Annotated in this window: 15 protein-coding genes; 9 read left to right on the forward strand and 6 right to left on the reverse strand. The window is 57.2% G+C overall.

Annotation, left to right across the window (positions count from 1 at the left end):
• Window positions 1-261: 261 nt before the first annotated feature.
• From Pla52nx_RS28565 to Pla52nx_RS28580, 4 genes are all read right to left on the reverse strand, one after another.
• Entirely contained in the window at window positions 262-1059 is a 798-nt protein-coding gene (locus Pla52nx_RS28565) for a S8/S53 family peptidase (protein WP_146521360.1), read from the reverse strand.
• A 7-nt stretch (window positions 1060-1066) separates the two neighbouring features.
• Entirely contained in the window at window positions 1067-1471 is a 405-nt protein-coding gene (locus tag Pla52nx_RS28570) for a YkgJ family cysteine cluster protein (protein WP_146521361.1), read from the reverse strand.
• Complete coding sequence (thiC, locus tag Pla52nx_RS28575; RefSeq protein WP_261344260.1) at window positions 1468-2847, reverse strand: phosphomethylpyrimidine synthase ThiC; 1380 nt, start codon at window positions 2845-2847, stop codon at window positions 1468-1470. Before thiC ends, Pla52nx_RS28570 begins: the two co-directional genes overlap by 4 nt.
• An 87-nt stretch (window positions 2848-2934) precedes the next feature.
• Window positions 2935-4371, reverse strand: a complete 1437-nt coding sequence (locus Pla52nx_RS28580; RefSeq protein WP_146521363.1) for a hypothetical protein — start codon at window positions 4369-4371, stop codon at window positions 2935-2937.
• A gap of 340 nt (window positions 4372-4711) precedes the next feature.
• Here Pla52nx_RS28580 and Pla52nx_RS28585 point away from each other — a divergent pair, with 340 nt between their 5' ends.
• The 3 genes from Pla52nx_RS28585 (at window position 4712) to Pla52nx_RS28595 (ending at window position 8501) form a co-directional block, all read left to right on the forward strand.
• Window positions 4712-5686, forward strand: a complete 975-nt coding sequence (locus Pla52nx_RS28585) for a hypothetical protein (RefSeq protein WP_197454777.1) — start codon at window positions 4712-4714, stop codon at window positions 5684-5686.
• Window positions 5671-6411, forward strand: coding sequence for a class I SAM-dependent methyltransferase (locus Pla52nx_RS28590; protein WP_146521365.1), 741 nt, complete (start codon window positions 5671-5673; stop codon window positions 6409-6411). Before Pla52nx_RS28585 ends, Pla52nx_RS28590 begins: the two co-directional genes overlap by 16 nt.
• A gap of 152 nt (window positions 6412-6563) precedes the next feature.
• Entirely contained in the window at window positions 6564-8501 is a 1938-nt protein-coding gene (locus tag Pla52nx_RS28595) for a carboxypeptidase-like regulatory domain-containing protein (protein WP_146521366.1), read from the forward strand.
• A 25-nt stretch (window positions 8502-8526) separates the two neighbouring features.
• On the opposite strand, the gene Pla52nx_RS28600 is transcribed toward Pla52nx_RS28595, so the two are convergent.
• Both Pla52nx_RS28600 and Pla52nx_RS28605 read right to left on the reverse strand, forming a co-directional pair.
• Window positions 8527-10062, reverse strand: coding sequence for a hypothetical protein (locus Pla52nx_RS28600; protein WP_146521367.1), 1536 nt, complete (start codon window positions 10060-10062; stop codon window positions 8527-8529).
• A gap of 14 nt (window positions 10063-10076) precedes the next feature.
• The gene (locus Pla52nx_RS28605) at window positions 10077-11117 is read right to left on the reverse strand and encodes a threonine aldolase family protein (protein ID WP_146521368.1); all 1041 of its coding nucleotides are present in this window, start codon (window positions 11115-11117) and stop codon (window positions 10077-10079) included.
• A 248-nt stretch (window positions 11118-11365) separates the two neighbouring features.
• Here Pla52nx_RS28605 and hisD point away from each other — a divergent pair, with 248 nt between their 5' ends.
• The 6 genes from hisD to Pla52nx_RS28635 all read left to right on the forward strand — a co-directional run bounded on the left by hisD (window position 11366) and on the right by Pla52nx_RS28635 (window position 17491).
• Window positions 11366-12730: a histidinol dehydrogenase gene (gene hisD / locus Pla52nx_RS28610; protein ID WP_146521369.1), complete on the forward strand. Its 1365-nt coding sequence runs from the start codon at window positions 11366-11368 to the stop codon at window positions 12728-12730.
• Between the two features lie 73 nt (window positions 12731-12803).
• Window positions 12804-13853 carry a histidinol-phosphate transaminase gene (gene hisC / locus Pla52nx_RS28615; protein ID WP_197454851.1) on the forward strand — a complete coding sequence of 350 codons (1050 nt, stop codon included), beginning with the start codon at window positions 12804-12806 and terminating at the stop codon, window positions 13851-13853.
• A gap of 414 nt (window positions 13854-14267) precedes the next feature.
• On the forward strand, window positions 14268-14855 hold the full coding sequence (hisB, locus tag Pla52nx_RS28620) for an imidazoleglycerol-phosphate dehydratase HisB (protein ID WP_146521371.1): 588 nt from the start codon (window positions 14268-14270) through the stop codon (window positions 14853-14855).
• On the forward strand, window positions 14856-15065 hold the full coding sequence (locus Pla52nx_RS28625; RefSeq protein ID WP_146521372.1) for a hypothetical protein: 210 nt from the start codon (window positions 14856-14858) through the stop codon (window positions 15063-15065).
• A complete protein-coding gene (locus tag Pla52nx_RS28630) occupies window positions 15055-15528 on the forward strand; it encodes a hypothetical protein (protein ID WP_146521373.1) in 474 nt (157 codons plus the stop codon). Before Pla52nx_RS28625 ends, Pla52nx_RS28630 begins: the two co-directional genes overlap by 11 nt.
• A gap of 106 nt (window positions 15529-15634) precedes the next feature.
• Entirely contained in the window at window positions 15635-17491 is a 1857-nt protein-coding gene (locus Pla52nx_RS28635; protein WP_146521374.1) for a cation:proton antiporter, read from the forward strand.
• The last annotated feature ends 40 nt before the right edge of the window (window positions 17492-17531 follow it).

The following is a 17531-nucleotide window of genomic DNA, read 5'->3' on the forward strand; positions in this document are numbered from 1 at the left end:
CATTGCCTATCATTGACTTGCGCAGACAGGCCCCCTCCCTCGCATTCGCCTGAACGGCTAAGCGCGACCAAACGGTCAAGAAAATTCATCGACAGCTAGCCCGGATGATTCATAACCCGACGCGTAAGCGAGGGATACTCGGTAAATCCCTCGCTTACGCGTCGGGTTATGAAAAACAATCTGCATTTCCCAACGATATCACAACTCATTGTCAAGAATCTGTTAGCGCTAAAATCAATCATCCGCATGAATCATCGGCGGCTACGGCTCCAATGCGGGCCACGTAAGCCCGGCCGGGGATTCGAACTCGGTGGTCTGTGTTCGCATCAGCAACTGAACCAACTCGTCGCAAGTCGCGCCGGGGCATCGACCTCTCAGTCGTGCCAATCGTCCCGCCACCACCGCTGCCGCCCCACTGGTATCACCCGGCGGCCCGGGCACGGCAAAGACGTTTGTTGCGCAATCCCGATGGACCGATCGATGCAGACGTTGCGAACGCGGCGCGATTCTGAGCGTCCTGTCATCGTCTAACGGACGCAATGCTCCTACGCTGACGGTCTCTCGTAAAATCGCCGGCCAAGCCATTCCATGAACGTCCCGCCAACTCGTTTCGATGTACCGATTTCCAGCCGGCGCGACCGTGGGAACGCCGGCTGTCTTGAGAGCAGCGACGAGTTCTTGTAATCGCGATCCCCTGTGGATGTCATCATCACTTGTGTGACTGCCATCAGAGAACGAAGCACAGACAACGGCGACCGGCTGGGTTTGATGCCGGTGCAGAATCCATTCCAAAGCATCCTCTAAACCTGGTCCATGAGGCAGGTATCCCAGATCAACCAACAATTTGATCGGCAACAAACGGACCTCGGCAAACTCATCCACGATCGTTCGACCGATGGCGGTCCCATGCCCGTTGCGATCCAAGAAGTCGATTGAGTCGCCTTCGCCGCTGAAATTGCAACCTTGCATCACGACGCCCGCGGGCAATGCTGACGCATCCACTCCCGTATCCAAAACGACAACGATTGGATCGGAAGTCGCCGGCAACGCAACAGTCATGGATTCACTAGGGGCGGAGCAACGAAGAATAGCTTTGACGCCAAGCCAGACATTGCGATCGTCCGACCTCAAAGTCTCGGCAGACCTGGGGCCGATGTTCGTGATGCAAACACTGATTTGTCTTGGCATCCAGCCACGTACAGCGACCGTCCAACTCACCGTCGGCAGGCGGCTGGTAACTTAAGATCGTCGCGAGGGTTTCGTCACGCAAACGCACCGGCATTTCCAACCAGCGTTGCAGGTCCGCCCGGGCAGCCTGGCCCATCTGGCCAGCGTCGACGTTCTTTCCAGCAACCACCGCCTGGAGCTGATCCGGCTCCAAATTGAATGTCGGATGGCCCATGTGCAGACAACACACGCCGCAGCCGGTGCAATCGGTCACCGGCAATGCGGTCTCAGCAGCCACGTTCATTCTGCGGTCGGCAATTGAACCAACTCTTTTTCTTGGGCCATTTTGCGGATGTCCTCGGTGATTTTCATCGAGCAGTACTTGGGTCCGCACATGCTGCAGAAGTGGGCGCTTTTGAAGGTATCCTGCGGCAGCGTTTCGTCGTGATACCGCTGCGCCGTTTCCGGATCGAGCGACAAACGAAACTGCTCGTTCCAATCGAACGCGAAACGGGCGCGGCTGAGCGCATCGTCACGATCTTGGGCACCCTTGCGACCGCGAGCCAAGTCCGCCGCGTGTGCGGAAATCTTGTACGCGATCACGCCTTGCTTGACGTCTTCTTCGTTGGGCAGCCCGAGGTGTTCCTTGGGAGTGACGTAGCACAACATCGCTGCGCCGTGCCATCCGGCCAGCGCGGCACCGATGGCGCTGGTGATGTGATCGTATCCAGGTGCGATGTCGGTGACCAACGGCCCCAAGACATAGAACGGAGCGCCGTCGCACAGCTCAGCTTGCTTTTCCATGTTCATTTGGATCTGGTGCATCGGCACGTGACCGGGACCTTCGACCATCACCTGAGTGCCGTTGGCTTTGCCGCGTTTGGTCAACTCACCCAACACTTCCAACTCGGCAAACTGAGCCGCATCGGACGCGTCGGCGATCGAACCGGGACGCAACCCGTCGCCGAGCGACCAAGTGACGTCATACTCACGCATGATGTCACAGAGATCATCGAACGCATCATAAAGTGGGTTCTGTTTGTTGTGCGACATCATCCACTTGGCGATCAACGAGCCACCTCGGCTGACGATGCCGGTGATGCGGTTGATGCTCAGGTGCAGGTGTTCCAGTTTGACGCCGCAATGGATCGTCATGTAATCAACGCCTTGCTTGGCCTGGTGCTCGACCATGTCCAAGAAATGCTGGGCGTTCATGTCTTCGATATTGCCGCCGAGTTCTTCCAGCATCTGATAGATCGGCACGGTTCCGATCGGCACGGGGCTCTTTTCGATGATCTGGCGACGGATGTTGTCGATGTCCTTGCCGGTCGACAGATCCATCACCGTGTCGGCACCATGGTGAACCGCGGTGTGCAGCTTCTGCAGCTCTTCGTCGACGTTGCTGGTCACGGCGCTGTTGCCGATGTTGGCGTTGATCTTGCACTTGGCCGCCACACCGATGCACATCGGCTCCAAGGCTCCCGCCGCGTGGACTTTATTGGCGGGGATGACCATTCGTCCCGCTGCGACCTCGTCCCGGATGGTCTCCACCGGCAGATCTTCGCGCCGAGCGCAGAATTCCATCTCGGGGGTAATCTCACCTGCTTGCGCGGCCAAAATCTGCGTTTTACTCATAGTCTCCTCTGCTCCCAAAACCCGCCGAGTCGGCGGAAAACTCAATGAATCGGACAGGCTGTTATACGCCCCGGGGCCGGATAAGAGTAGGTGCCAAATCCGCCACACCCGGCCAAATGGGGGCGACCACTCTCACAGCGTTTTGAGATACTCCAAAACAGCACGCTTTTCATCGACGCTCAGCCGATCAGGGAAATCGTGCCCCTGGTTGCTCTTGCCGAACTTTCTCGTATCAAAAAAGCTTCTCCGCTCAGCGATATCGGTGACACCCGAGGGAATCGCGTCGACCGACTCCACATCGAGCCCGACCTTTTCCTCATCCAACGCCTGGGACACCGGCCGCCAAAGCGTCGGTCGATCGCTTGGATTGAGCACGCCCCAGAGCGTCGGCACACTACCGTTGTGAAAATACGGCGCACTGGCCCACACCCCATCCAACGGCGGCGCGACATAGCCGCCTGGATCAACGACGGTTTCCTGCTCGGCGGCCTCTCCCGCATGCGCAAACCAGCTTTCGGCATACTTCGTTCGCCCCGCCGTCGATAAAGCAGTCAAACGCACCGGGTCCGTTTCGATTTCATCGATCGGCACGCGACGGTTGGGATACGTCCAAGTCTCGCCGTACGTTCCATGACACTCCGCGCAATTGTTTTGGAACACTCCCCTGCCCTGCTCTGCCAACAAAGTATCGATCACCCCGGTGTACTTCGGCGCACGCAAGGAACTGATGTACGCGTACACGTCTTTGAAATCCTGTTCATGGCGACGATAAAACGCAGGGCCGTTCTCCGGAATCAAAGTGAATTGCATCAGGCCTCGATGGCCTTTTTGTGCAAACCCGTCGATGTAAATGTACGGCCGCTTGTGAAAATGCCACCAGGGCGGCGCGTCCATGTCGTGGTGCGTAAAGAACTCCGGTCGCGACGGGACGATGTTCAAGTCGCGATCACGTGATTTCATCAGCCCCATGCCAAAGACCACCGCGTTGGTCGTGCCATTGGTCGTCCCCAAAGGAATGAACAGCGACCCCATCTCCATTCGGCCCGGCAGCTTTCCCAGACTCGCTTTGGATTTCGCGATCTCTTCTGTCAACGTCTGCAACGCGTAACGATTGTTGGGTGCCCCGGGCATTGGCTCGCCGTAGACGCTGCCGCCATGGCAGGAAAAACAATTCATGGTCCACATGCCGCCGTCATCAACGACGTACTGCAGCGGTTTACCAGACTTATCGTCGGGGCGAGGCGTCAAACCGTACCGCTCAAACATCATCTCACGGCGACGCTCTGGACTCGCTGACTCGGCTTGCTTGCGAAGCTCCTGCGGCCAAACGGTCCAAAGATGATCCACGGTCGTTTGATCAAAGTCGCTGCTCAGCACCGCCGACTCGGTCAAGAATTGATAGCCTCTCTGGGCGGACGGTGTGAAACCCGCTTTTCCGACTCGACCTTCACTCGGCTCGACAGCTTGCAAATCACCGCTGCCACACGGCAAAAAGATTCCCAACAGGGCAACAACAGCCAGCCTGGACGACAGGAAGAGTCGCATTTTGAAAGGAACGGAATGACTCATGGGCCGCATCATTTGCCATATTTTCTGCATCAGAACTGTTTTTTCATTGTATCGTCTTGTCGAGTCAACACCCTGCAGAAAGACGATTTCGTCACAAACCGTCGACACTCTGAACAAGATCACGCTGCTCCTCTGCCCGCATATCCTGCTATTGTTTAACGACAAGCCGTAGGCGACAGTTGTTTAACGACAAAGGGAACGTCGCCTACGGAACACTACCTACCCTTCGGGAACGGGTTAAACGACTAAATCGACAGCTTGACAAGTCATCGACGCCTGGGGCTTGTCGCTAAACAATTGCATCCATCAATCCTCCATCCACTGGGCTAGTACTGCGACGATGTCGCAACAGCAGACGATTCCGCGACCACCGGCCACGCACAATGCCTCGCCTCCAGACTCGGCGATGTCACCAGCGGCATGGACGGGGACCTTAGCCAACCACGCACGTCCTCCCTCCACAGTGCCGCGAATCAACGCCGTTTCGCTAGACGCGGTCGCCGTGGCCGCCGTCTGGCTGGCCGCAGTGACCCGCTTGCACACGGGGCACGGCCCGGACTGGGGGCACGTATGCTTGATGGCCCTTACAGTGTGGCTGGTGTACACCGGGGATCACCTGATGGACGCTCGCAAGGAACGCTCACCAGCGTGTCCGATTCCGTATCGTCATGTCTTCCACCGACAACACTGGCGTCTCATTTCCATCACCATGATGGCTGCCGCGCCGCTGTTGATGGTTGCAATTCCGTTTGTCCTAAATTCAGTAGAGTTGGCTTTGGCAGCCTTGGGCAGTGTTGCCGTGGGCGGATACCTCATCTTGGTTCATCGACGCAATCGGTTGACTGTCGATTCCCTGCCTGTCTGGTTCAAGCCGGCGGTGGTGGCAAGCTTGTTTGCATATGGAATGCACATCCCTGCCTTGGCTGCATTCATCACCGGCGAACTGCCCACCGGCAATTCGGAACCATTCTCCGTCATCCGTTTGGCCGCCACCTGGGTGATCAGCAGTGGGCTGTTCTTCTTGAATTGCCAATGGGTTTCGAATTTGGATCGCCAGCCCGAAAAACAGTTTCGTCGACTTCCTGAAAAGACTGTGACGATCACCGCGATAACGATTCTTCTGGCCTCCAGTCTGCTTCGCTTTCCCATCACAATGGTGATGGCAACCGGGCCAGCGTTGATGCTGCTGATCGGCATAGCCGCTCGCCGACACCGTGGCCATGAATTCACGACCAGCTTGTGGGCATCCGCATTCGATGTATCGCTCGTACTGACGGGGCTCCTCTTGTGGGCAACCGCATGTCAGACGATTTGATCCGCGCTCGGCCTCCGGCACGCAACCTTGCTGTAGGCGGCAACCGTGGCTACGACCGCTTGGCGACGGTCTATTCCGCGTTGGAGTGGGCGATGTTTGGTGGTAATCTGGATCGCTGTCGAGAAACCTTTGCCAATCGGATCGTCGACACGGTGAATGCGAATGCTCGATTGCTGCTATGCGGTGGTGGTACCGGTCGTCTGCTGCTCCGCTTGGCTACCGCGAAGCCCGAATCGACAATCACCAGTCTCGATTTCAGCCATGCAATGATTGCGGCGCAGCAACGTCGTTGCGCCACCCTCAGGAACGGCCAACGCATCACGTGGCAACTTGCCGACTTACGAACGTGGAACGCACCATCGCAAGCGTACGACGAAATCATCTTGCCCTTTGTGCTGGATTGTTTTTCACCCGATGAGCTGCAGGTCGTGCTGAAAACAGTCGCCAGCGCATTGGCCCCCGAAGGACGCATCTGGGTCCTGGATTTTCGCCATCCCGTTTCCGCTTCGCTTTTTGCCAACATGATCGCCGGAATCAAACTGTGGTTGATGCACCGATTCTTTCGACTGTCGACGTCCCTGCCCAATCAGCGTTTGATTGACCTACCGAATCTGCTCACGCAAACGGTCGGTCGACCCGTCTTCGAACAAGACCACATGGCGGGGCTGGTCTGGATGTCAGCATACAGATCGTCCTCAGAATCTCGTTCGCAGCTTGTCCTCTGAAATGGCGGTGTAAACCATTCGTTGCTTGTGAACCTCCAGGGCTCTATGATGCATCGGCACACACGCCCACCCAGACTTCCAGCAGCGTTCCTATGTCGCAAACACTCCACCGATCTTTGGTACTTGTTAGCGTCTTTTTCCTTGGCCTGCTCATGGCCAGAAACGCTCGAGCGGATGATGCAGACACATCCGTCAAACGCGGTGCCGGCTCAATGCTATTGCGTGGCATCGTCGTCAACGAACTCGGCGATCCGGTTGCCGGTGCTGTCTTAGAAACCGTTGGCTATCGATTGGACGCGCCGATCCGAATCACCACCAATGACCGCGGAGCCTTCGTCAAACGAGTTCCAGCAGACAACGAGTACTACGGAGAGCCGATGCTCATCACAGGCCCCGATGGCCAGCGAACATCGTTCGTTAGCGGATACCAATACCATCCATCCGACGTGAAACCGTTTCGAATCGTCATTCGCCCCAAACAGAAAACGTCGGTGCAAGTGGTCGATACCGATGGTCGCCCGGTTGCCGACGCGGACGTTCGCTTGATCGCCAACCACCATGAACTTACCCACCTAAGAACGGACCATGACGGAACGGCTGAACTTTCTTATCCGTCAGATGCCGAAGTCGACTGGATCGTGGCACATCGCGACGGCAAAGGAATGGACTACTACGAAAACTATGATGCGTTTCCGTCAACCGAGCGTTTGCAAGTCCCTGAGAACATCACGATGACGCTGCAAGGAGCCGTTGATGTCACGGTGAAGGTCGAGGATTCCAAAGGTGCACCACTGAGTGGGATTCGCGTCCATCCATGGACCATTCACATCAAAGACAAACTTTCCTACGTGAATCTTTCTGGAGTCGGTCGTTTTCAAAGTAACAATGCAGGCGAGTGCAAGTTCAATTGGTTCCCTGCCAATCTGCTAGGCAGCGTCACCTTTCTTGGCCACAGTGATGACTACTACTGCCCGGGCAATCCGAGCTACGTTGCGTCCTCGCCGGAGTCATCACAACTGACGATGACCATGTTTCGCAACTCCATCGTGCGAGGCAATGTGAGGTACGCCGATGGCAGCCCCGCCGTCGGCATCCGCATGCAAGGCGAAGGTCGTGGGGACACCAATCACTACTTTCGCGATCATTGTTCCACGGACGAAAATGGCAATTACGAAATCAAGATCTATCCCGACCAAACAACGATCCTGGCGATTACCGATCAAAACTTCGCCGCTGAAAGCAAAACAGATATTTTGCTCCCCGAAGGCAAGGACATTGACGACGTCGATTTCACTTTGAGCTCCGGAACGCTGGTGACCGGCGTGGTGACGATGGGAGCAGATCAGCAACCGGTTCAAAACCAAACCGCCACATTGATTCAGAACGCGGCAGGAGACGCAAATCTGGTTCGCTGGAACGAAACGGATGAAACAGGCCGTTATCATTTCCGAGTCGGCCCGGGCACCTATACGCTGAGACTGGTGGACGGCCCCAGCCACGAAATCGTGGTGAAGGACGAACCAGAACTGATTGTGAATCAGCACCTCGATCGATTACCTCGAGGAAACCTGGACGGTCGCGTCGTGGATGCGGCCGGAGAGCCGGTTGCCGGAGCGGTGATCATGGGTGAGTCCACCAATGCACCTGGCCACGCCGGTTTCTCAACCACATCGGGTGATGAAGGGACATTTGCGACGGAGCGATGGATGGACCGAATATCCGTTCATGCATTCGATATTCAATCTAATCAGGTTGGCCATCAATTGATCGAACCAGACGACAAGAACCTAACGATCGAGCTGCAACCCGGCGGAAAGATTGTCGGAACGTTGCTGAAAGCAGACGGCACCCCTATCAAGAGCCGTCGCGTTGTCTTGAATCAATCGCCTCTTAAAACGTTCCCGGCACAAAATGGCAAATCCATCCGGCGTTTCGCCATGACGGATGAAATGGGGCAATACGAATTTCACGCCGTACCGATCAACGTCCCGCACACTCTCTACATCGTCTCTCCGCGGGACGAGAATCCGGAACAACTGGATGTCACGATCGACGAGTCCAATGTGGCAGAAATAAAAACGAAGCTTTGACGGTGCCCGGATCAGTTGGTTTCGATCAGTCGGGCATGCTCAGCCTCACGACGCTCAGCTGACCGAGTCGTCGCATTCGGATATCGGCATGGATGACTGACCGTGCGCGTTCGCAATACCGACTCACCGCGTCGGGGTGCTGACGACTGATCAGCCAAACAGCGTGACCTTCCCGGAATGCTTCGTTCCATCGCTGACGTCGCCAACTTTCGTGCTCGGTCACCGAAACCACCGTGACATCCTCCAATCGATAAGGTCCCGAAACGGGAAACGCTAAATACCGCCAGAACTCTGTGGGCAGATCGTCGGCATCACTCATCGGTTCGCTCAAGAATGACGCTTCGATCAATCCCGTGTCCAACCAAACGGGCTCACCGGCTTTCCGTTCCGCCTGGACCAAGGCAACAGCTTCACGCCACGGTTCACCTCGCAACTCTCTCGGCACCCGACCGGTGTGCCAAAGATGCCCCAGCGTTCCTTGGTGCCACATCAACACACAGAGAACGATCACGGCACTGCCAACCGCAAGAAATGAACCCAGTCGCTTGCAAGGCAACCCCCATGTTCCAGCGACGCCGGCCGACCAAGCCAACAGCGGCAACGCTGCGATGAAATAACGTCGATGCCAAAGCGGGACGATGTCCAGATACGACGCCACAAAGAAAGCCACCGTTCCGACCACGCCCACCAAGCCCGGCAACCAACCGCTGAGCACGTCGGTGTGTTTCTCCTGTCGGACACGCCGCACCACTGACCATACGACCGCCAATCCGATGGGCAAGATCGCCAACGGCAACCAGGCCCACGCGCGGCGTTCATCCCACAATTGCGACCAAGAGGTCGCATGGGCAAACGATTTCCATTGCTCTCGATGCGACCACGACTGGGGCAACGACGACCGCCACAGCATCCAGACCGTGATGACGATGACCACAACCGCCACACCATCCCATCGCGTGAACACACATTGCCCCCGACGCCAAATCACGATCCATGTGATCGGCACCAACCAACCCAAAACACCCAACGAAGTCGGATGTAGCAAAGCAGCCAAACACACCGAACCGATCAACGCCAATCGCCAACGATCTGAACGCTGCCGCGAATCCAACGCCGCCACAGCCGACCATGCGGCCAACACAGCGCAACACATCACTGCGGCATACGGACGCAACTCGCATCCAAAGAACATCGCGTTGCGTTCCACGACCAGGATTCCACCGGCAATCACGCCCGCCGAAATCCTTCGCGTTGTCACTGCCACGCCAATCACCAAACAACCCGCGGCGAACGCCGACAGCAACACGCTGCTCATACGCATCGGCAACTCGCCGTCACCGACCAGCGCCCGCCACAACCACAAGGCCTGAAAGTACAACGGCGTCTGGTTGCCAATCCTGGCCCGTGGTGCGACATCGCCCAATCCGTCGGCGACCGTCCAAGCCGAATGCAGTTCGTCGATCCAAAAGCTTTCGCTGCACGATGGCAAACGAAACACGATCGTCAGCCCCACGACCAAGATGCAGGCCGATGCGAGTTGCAGCAGGAACCTTGTCGTCATCAAACGATCGGCATTCAAAAGTCTGCCGCCACACGCTGCATGATCCGGCACGCTTGTTCAATCTGCGACACACTGACGTCCAAATGCGTGACCATCCGAACGGCTTGCGGACCAATTGCAAAACACCAGATGCCGTTCTCTCTCAATTTCGCGACAAAGTCCCCTGCCCCGCCGCGATCAGGATCGATTTCAAAGATCAGCATGTTCGTTTGCACGCCGCCGCCTCGAATCCGGAATCCTTGACACTCCGCGATCGCATCACCAAGTCGCTGAGCAGCGGCGTGATCCTCGACCAACCGCTCGCGATGATTTTCCAACGCGTACAACGCACCCGCCGCGATGATTCCCGCCTGACGCATCGCACCTCCGAACAGCTTTCGCCCCCGGCGTGCTTCGCGAACAAACTCGACCGATCCGGCAAGCGCGGAACCGACCGGCGCCCCGAGTCCTTTACTGAAACAAACACTCACCGAATCAAAGGGCTGAGCCAACTCGGCGAGATCCATGCCCGTCGCCGCCGCTGCATTCCAAATCCGGGCGCCGTCGAGATGCGTTTTCAGTTGATGCGAGCGAGCCCACTGACAAGCCGAGATCACGGAGGACTGATCCAAAATCCGACCGCCCCAACGATTGTGCGTGTTCTCTATACAAAACAGACGCGTCCGCGCATGATGCTCATCGTCATGCAAAACGCATGCGTCCAACTGCTCCCGACGAATCGTACCGCCATCGGTCGCGATCAAACGCGGCACGAGCCCCGAAAGCGACGCAAATGCGGCTTGCTCGTAATGAAACACATGGCAGTCGGCTTCGCAGATGAACTCGCTGCCTGAGGGACAATGGGTCCTCAAGGCAACTTGGTTGGTCATTGAACCGCTAGGCATGTACACCGCGGCTTCCTTGCCCAACAACTCGGCTGTCAGCTCCTCCAACCGCTGAACGGTGGGGTCAATATCGATCACCGCATCGCCGACCGGCGCATCAGCCATCGCCCGCCGCATCTCTGGCGTCGGCTTGGTCACGGTATCACTACGCAAATCGATGATTTCTGACATGGTGGCGGATTGGAAGTGGAGAAATGAGCGGAATGGATGTCAAAGTACACCAAACTCGTCCCCTGCGTGAAATCACCCTTTCAGAAACGCGAACCGCGGAGGACCGGCGGCTGTCCTGGCGTGAGAGCCTATCGAAAACAGACGCGGTGTACCAAGTTTGGCCCCCTGCCTATCATACGGCTTTCCGCGATGAATCCCCAAACGTCTCTCCGCCGTCTTTCCGCACTGAAAAACCGACTTCCACCCCCATGACGACCCGTGATCTCCCCGCCCTGAACATACAACGGGTCGACGCCCGTGACGGCTCCGCGGAAATCCTGCAGCAGTTACGCGACAAACTCAGCCCCGACGGAAATGTCGTTTCGCCACGCGGCAAGGCCTTGACCGAAGAAGTGTTCGGGCAGCCGCTGACGCCGATCGAAGTCGTCCAGCGGATTTGCGACGACGTCCGACGCGAAGGCACGCAGGCCCTGCTGCGATACGGTCGCCAGCTCGACAAAAAAGAACTCTCCGCAGACCAAATCCGAGTCCCCGCCGCCGATCTCGCCGCCGCCCACGCCGGTGCCGATCCTGAGTTGTTGCAGTCCATTCGCCGCATCCGCGACAACGTTGCCGAGTTCCAATCCGCCATCCTGCACCGCGACGTCACGATCACGCCCAAGCCCGGCGTCACGCTCACCCAACGCTACGTACCCCTGCATCGAGTCGGCGTCTGTGTACCCGGCGGCGCAGCAGCCTACCCATCGACGGTGCTGATGACCGTGGTCCCCGCCCAAGTCGCGGGCGTGGACGAAATCGCCGTCGTCGCGCCGCCCACGCCCTTCGGTGCTTACAACAATGACATGCTGGCGACCTGTCACGAACTGGGGGTCACAGAAGTCTACCGGATGGGCGGAGCCCAAGCCGTCGCGGCGATGGCATACGGTTGCGACATCGTTCCCGCCGTCGACAAAATCGTTGGCCCGGGCAACCTCTTCGTCGCCTTGGCGAAAAAGCATGTTTACGGAACCGTCGACATCGATTCCTTTGCCGGCCCTAGCGAAGTCATCGTGATCGCGGACGAGACGGCGCGAGCCGATTTCATCGCCGCCGACTTGTTGGCCCAAGCCGAGCACTCACCCGGCAGCGCGATCTTGATCACTTGGCACGAAGCGTTGATCGAAGCCGTCGCGGTCGAACTTGAGATACAGGTCGCCCAGTTGGAACGCAGCGAGCTGACGGTCGATTCCCTGGAATCCTTTGGCGCATTGATCCTGGTTCGCGACGAACAACACGCATGCGAGCTGACCGATTCGTTTGCCCCGGAACACTTGCACATCGAAACGGCCAACCCTCGTCAACAAATCGCTCAGATCCGCAACAGCGGTGCGGCCTTTCTGGGCCAACATACACCCGTCGCCCTGGGCGACTATGCCGCAGGCCCCAGTCACGTGTTGCCCACCGGCGGGACCTGCACCTGGGCGGCCGGCTTGAGCAGCAACAGTTTCCTACGCAGCGGCAGCGTCACCGAATTTAATGCAGACGCGATGAAAGCGATCGCGCCCGACGTTGAACGTTTGGCCGAAAAAGAAGGACTGACCGCACACGCCCGCAGCGTCTCCATCCGCCGCTGATCGAAAAAGGTGTCAGGACTCTTTTTTCACATCAACCACCAGATCACCGCTTCGCCAAGCCGCCATGAGCAAAATTGACCTGCGTCCCGCACTCTCCAAAATGCAACCCTACACGCCCGGTGAACAACCGCCGCCGGGCAAGTACATCAAACTCAACACCAACGAAAATCCGTACCCACCTCCACCGTCCGTGGTTTCTGCATTGCAAGCCGCCGCGTCGGGACCGCTTAACCGCTACCCCGATCCGACCGCGACCGCGTTTCGACGCGCTGCGGCCAACGCATTGGGCTTGCCCGGCCCCGAGTGGATCTTGGCAGGTAACGGCAGCGATGAAATCCTGACGATCCTCGTCCGCGCATTTGTCGGCGAAGGCCAACTGTTGCGGCTTCCCTACCCGAGTTACATCCTGTACCGAACGCTAGCCGACATCCAAGGAGCTCGCTGGGAACAGATGCCCTTCCTGGACGGCTGGCACTTGCCGACCGCATTCGGCCAAGGAAGCGATGATCTGCGGCTCGTCTTGCTGCCCAATCCCAACAGCCCCAGCGGCACCATCGTTTCCCGCGACGAGATCGAAAAACTCGCGAACACCCTGCCCTGCCCTCTCGTGGTCGACGAAGCCTACGCGGACTTTGCCGAGTTCAACTGCATCGACCTGGTTCAAAAACACGAAAACATTCTCGTCACGCGAACGCTCAGCAAGTCCTACGGTTTGGCCGGAGTCCGATTCGGATTCTTGGTCGCACAGCCGCAGTTGATCAAGAAACTCTGCAACATCAAAGACAGTTACAACTGTGACTACTTGGCCACGATTGCGGCCACCGAAGCCATGAACGCACAAGACTGGCTCGCCGATGTCGTCAAGAAAATGAACGCCACGCGTGCTCGCATGCAGCTGCGTTTGAGTGAACTCGGCTTCAACGTCACGCCTTCGCAAGCCAATTTCGTCTGGTGCCAACATCCCAGTGGCAAACACAATGAGATGTACCAGTACCTGAAAAAGCAACAGATCCTGGTCCGCTACATGGATTTCCCCGACTGGGGCGACGGATTACGAATCAGCGTCGGCACGGACGACCAAGTCGATGCCTGTCTTATGATGCTGGAACGATTTTTTCAATGAAGTACGTCAGCCTTTCCAGGCTGACATACGCGGCATATTCATCGAGGCAAAAGTTTTTTGCAAATGGCTCCCCTCTCCCCCGAATCCTGACGCGTCTAAGTGAGTCAGGATTCGGGGGAGAGGGGCTGGGGTGAGGGGGAATTCACCCTGAAATCAATCCCATCAAAATGAATGGCAGATCCGGCTATGATGATGGGAAAAACATACAAATCGAATTCGTTGCAACTTCAATCGGATCCCCCTCACCCCCAGCCCCTCTCCCCACTGACGAAGGCAAGCACAACTTGCCTTCGTCAGCGGGGAGAGGGGAGCCATCGTTGCTTCGCTTGTATCGATTCTTCGGTATCGACGCTGCGACTCTAACCTCAATCCATCAAAACCATTCCGCACAAGAACGCTTGAGACATTGCTCCCATGACACGAACCGCAACGATCAAACGCAAGACCGGTGAGACCGACATTCAGCTCTCGATCAATCTCGATGGTGACGGCTCCGGCTCACGCAAATCCGGCATCGGTTTTCTCGATCACATGCTGGACTTGCTCGCCAAACACGCCCTGATCGATTTGGACGTTCAGGCCACGGGCGACTTGCACGTGGATGATCACCACACCGCAGAAGACATCGGGATCGCTTTGGGTACCGCCATCGATCAGGCGTTGGGCGATCGCGCCGGCATTCGCCGCTACGGACACTTCACCTTGCCGATGGACGAATGCCTCGTCACCGCCGCAGTCGATTTGGGCGGTCGCTACGCGTTTGAATACCACGCCCCCATCACCTCGCCCAAGATCGGGACGTTTGACAGCGAACTGGTCGAGCACTTCTGGCAATCGTTCGCGGCCAACGCCAAATGCAACCTGCATGTGGTGCTGCACCACGGCCGCAACGCTCACCACATCAGCGAATGCGTTTTCAAATCCGTCGCCCGCGCGATCCGCATGGCCGCCGAAAGTGATCCGCGATCCGATGCGGTTCCCAGCACCAAAGGCGTCCTGTAGATGGATTTTCCGGACACCACTGCCGCCGAGAATTATCGCCGCCGTCAGGCTTTGGCCATGACGCCAGAACAACGTCTTGAGCTGGGAGCAGAATTGAATCGGCAAGCCTGGGAACTACTGCAAGCCAACCCGGCGGCGTACGAAGCCTTTCTGAAACGAAACTTCCGCCTCCGTCGACGTCGAGAGAATAAGTCCAGTCATGAGCAATGACTTCTTTCGAGCCGTGGACTTGTTGCTGGCACGCAACGTTCCCTTGACCATCATCGGCGGGCACGCGGTTGTTGCACACGGACACATACGGGCCACGCAAGACATTGACGTGCTGTTTCTCAGATCGCCAGAAGTGGAACAACAGGTTGCAGAAGTCCTTAGGGAGATCAACGCATTCTGGATCTCTGACGACGTGGATCCCGAAACAGGAATCGAAAAAACCGTTCCGGCAGACATTGCCTACGTCCGCAGCTCACATCTGATGATGTTGGGTTCGGACTGCGGTTTTCTGGATCTGTTTGACTTCGTTCCTGGACTGGCCGATACCGATGTGTCAACAGTGCTCGCGGATTCAATCACCATTTCAGGGCGTCCTTTTGCATCCTTGGCATGGCTTCGTCGAATGAAACAAGCCTCCGGCCGCCCGATCGACTTGAGTGACCTCCAGGCCCTACCGGAATGAGCCAACAAAGTCTCCTGTTTGGGCGGATATCAGACCACTGGACATTGATCTACGATGGGTCTCCATCAGCTTCTTGACATCCACTCCTGAGTGATCCAGCCCGGCCATGGAATTTTTACTCTACCTTTCCCTCGTTCCCGCCATCGGTGTGCTCGCTCAGTGGCTCGCATGGCGTTTGAACTTGCCGGGCATTTTGCTGCTGCTGCTCTTTGGGATGATCCTCGGGCAGTTTCTGCAGCCCGATGATTATTTGGCAAAATTGACAGGAGGTGATGAAACCGCCGGACCGAATTTGCTCTTTCCACTGGTCGCATTGTCGGTCGCCGTGATCATGTTCGAAGGCGGCCTGTCGCTGAAACTGCACGAACTGAAAGAAGCCGGTGCTGCGGTGTTGCAACTGTGTACCATCGGAGCCGCGATCACATTTGCACTGGCCGCGACGGCCGCGCGTTGGACCCTCGGTTTCGATTGGTCCATTTGCTTCCTGCTGGGCGGCATCTTGACTGTGACCGGTCCGACGGTCATCGGACCACTCCTCAGACAAGTCCAACCCAGTCGACGTGTGTCATCCACGTTGAAATGGGAAGGCATCGTGATCGACCCGATCGGCGCGGTCCTGGCTGTCTTGGTTTTTGAACAGTTGATCGACCAACTCCACCAGGGCGGAGCCGCATCGGCTGCCCTGATGTTACTCAAGACCGTCGCCGTTGGCAGCGTTCTGGGCATCCTCGGCGGACTACTATTGGCGATCGCACTGCGTCGCTTTTGGATTCCCGATAACTTGCACGGCGTCGCCGCGTTGTCATTGGGCATGCTGCTCTTTGCCCTCAGTGACATGCTCGCCCACGAATCCGGTTTGATCACAGTCACCGTGATGGGCGTTTGGCTTGCCAATCAAAAGAACCTCGACATCGAGCATATCGTCGAACTGAAAGAAAACTTGCGAACATTGTTGATCGGCTGTCTGTTCGTCGTGCTCGGATCCCGTGTGCAATTGAGTGACATCATGGCCATCGGCTGGGGCGGAATTGCGTTCGTCGCACTGCTGATTGTGATCGTTCGTCCCATCTCCGTTTTTGCGTCCACGCTCGGGACCAAGCTGACCTTGCCGGAAAAAACATTCGTCGCATTCCTGGCACCTCGCGGGATTGTCGCCGCAGCGGTCAGTAGTGTCTTTGCGTTGGCGATCGAACGCGACGGACAGCCGTTGAATCTCGTGGGCAGCGACCAACTCAGCACGGTCACGTTCTTTGTCATCGTTGCCACTGTGCTGATCTACGGATTGTCCGCTTCTCCGCTCGCCAAGCTACTCGGGCTCGCGGAGGACCAGTCCAATGGCATCTTGATCGCCGGAGCAGACCCTTGGGTACGTGATTTTGCATTGACTTTGCAAAAAGAAGACGTTGCGGTGCTGCTGGTCGACACCAACTTCAACAAAGTCTCTGCGGCACGCCAACTCGGCATCAATGCGGTGTGCGCCAACATTTTGAACGAACACGTCCGAGAAGACTTGGACCTGACCGGCATCGGGCAACTGATGGCGCTGACACAGAACGACGAAGTGAATTCGCTTGCCACCCGAGAATGTCGACACCTGTTCAACCGATCGGCGTTGTATCAACTGCCCTTCAAGAATCAAAACGCAAAGAGCCGCCGCGGATTGACGTCCAACTTGATGGGTCGGGCTTTGTTTTCCCCCGAACGAACCTTTTCCAACATCCGTGACATGCACGCTGCGGGCGCAGTCTTCAAAGCGACGAAGCTCAGCGAAACATTCACGTTTGCCGATTTTGAAACGACCTACGGTGATTCAGCGACGATCCTTTGCAGCATCGACACGAACCGCAAACTGCTGGTCAACACGATCGATGCACCGTTGAAACCAGAAGCCGGCCAGACGGTCATCGCCCTGGTCGGTTCGATCAACGTCCCCGACGAACACGCCGCGACCCCGGCAGAATGACGACCGCCCGACTGTCCAACTAGCCAGCGGGTGATGAGGA

Source organism: Stieleria varia, assembly GCF_038443385.1.
Taxonomy (GTDB): Bacteria; Planctomycetota; Planctomycetia; order Pirellulales; family Pirellulaceae; genus Stieleria; species Stieleria varia.

Coding starts and splice junctions, on each gene's coding strand:
- Pla52nx_RS28565 (WP_146521360.1), bottom strand. CDS start 1,059: ATGACTGTTGCGTTGCCGGCGACTTCCGATCCAATCGTTGTCGTTTTG.
- Pla52nx_RS28570 (WP_146521361.1), bottom strand. CDS start 1,471: ATGAACGTGGCTGCTGAGACCGCATTGCCGGTGACCGATTGCACCGGC.
- Pla52nx_RS28580 (WP_146521363.1), bottom strand. CDS start 4,371: ATGAGTCATTCCGTTCCTTTCAAAATGCGACTCTTCCTGTCGTCCAGG.
- Pla52nx_RS28585 (WP_197454777.1), top strand. CDS start 4,712: ATGTCGCAACAGCAGACGATTCCGCGACCACCGGCCACGCACAATGCC.
- Pla52nx_RS28590 (WP_146521365.1), top strand. CDS start 5,671: ATGTCAGACGATTTGATCCGCGCTCGGCCTCCGGCACGCAACCTTGCT.
- Pla52nx_RS28595 (WP_146521366.1), top strand. CDS start 6,564: ATGGCCAGAAACGCTCGAGCGGATGATGCAGACACATCCGTCAAACGC.
- Pla52nx_RS28600 (WP_146521367.1), bottom strand. CDS start 10,062: ATGACGACAAGGTTCCTGCTGCAACTCGCATCGGCCTGCATCTTGGTC.
- Pla52nx_RS28605 (WP_146521368.1), bottom strand. CDS start 11,117: ATGTCAGAAATCATCGATTTGCGTAGTGATACCGTGACCAAGCCGACG.
- hisD (WP_146521369.1), top strand. CDS start 11,366: ATGACGACCCGTGATCTCCCCGCCCTGAACATACAACGGGTCGACGCC.
- hisB (WP_146521371.1), top strand. CDS start 14,268: ATGACACGAACCGCAACGATCAAACGCAAGACCGGTGAGACCGACATT.
- Pla52nx_RS28625 (WP_146521372.1), top strand. CDS start 14,856: ATGGATTTTCCGGACACCACTGCCGCCGAGAATTATCGCCGCCGTCAG.
- Pla52nx_RS28630 (WP_146521373.1), top strand. CDS start 15,055: ATGAGCAATGACTTCTTTCGAGCCGTGGACTTGTTGCTGGCACGCAAC.
- Pla52nx_RS28635 (WP_146521374.1), top strand. CDS start 15,635: ATGGAATTTTTACTCTACCTTTCCCTCGTTCCCGCCATCGGTGTGCTC.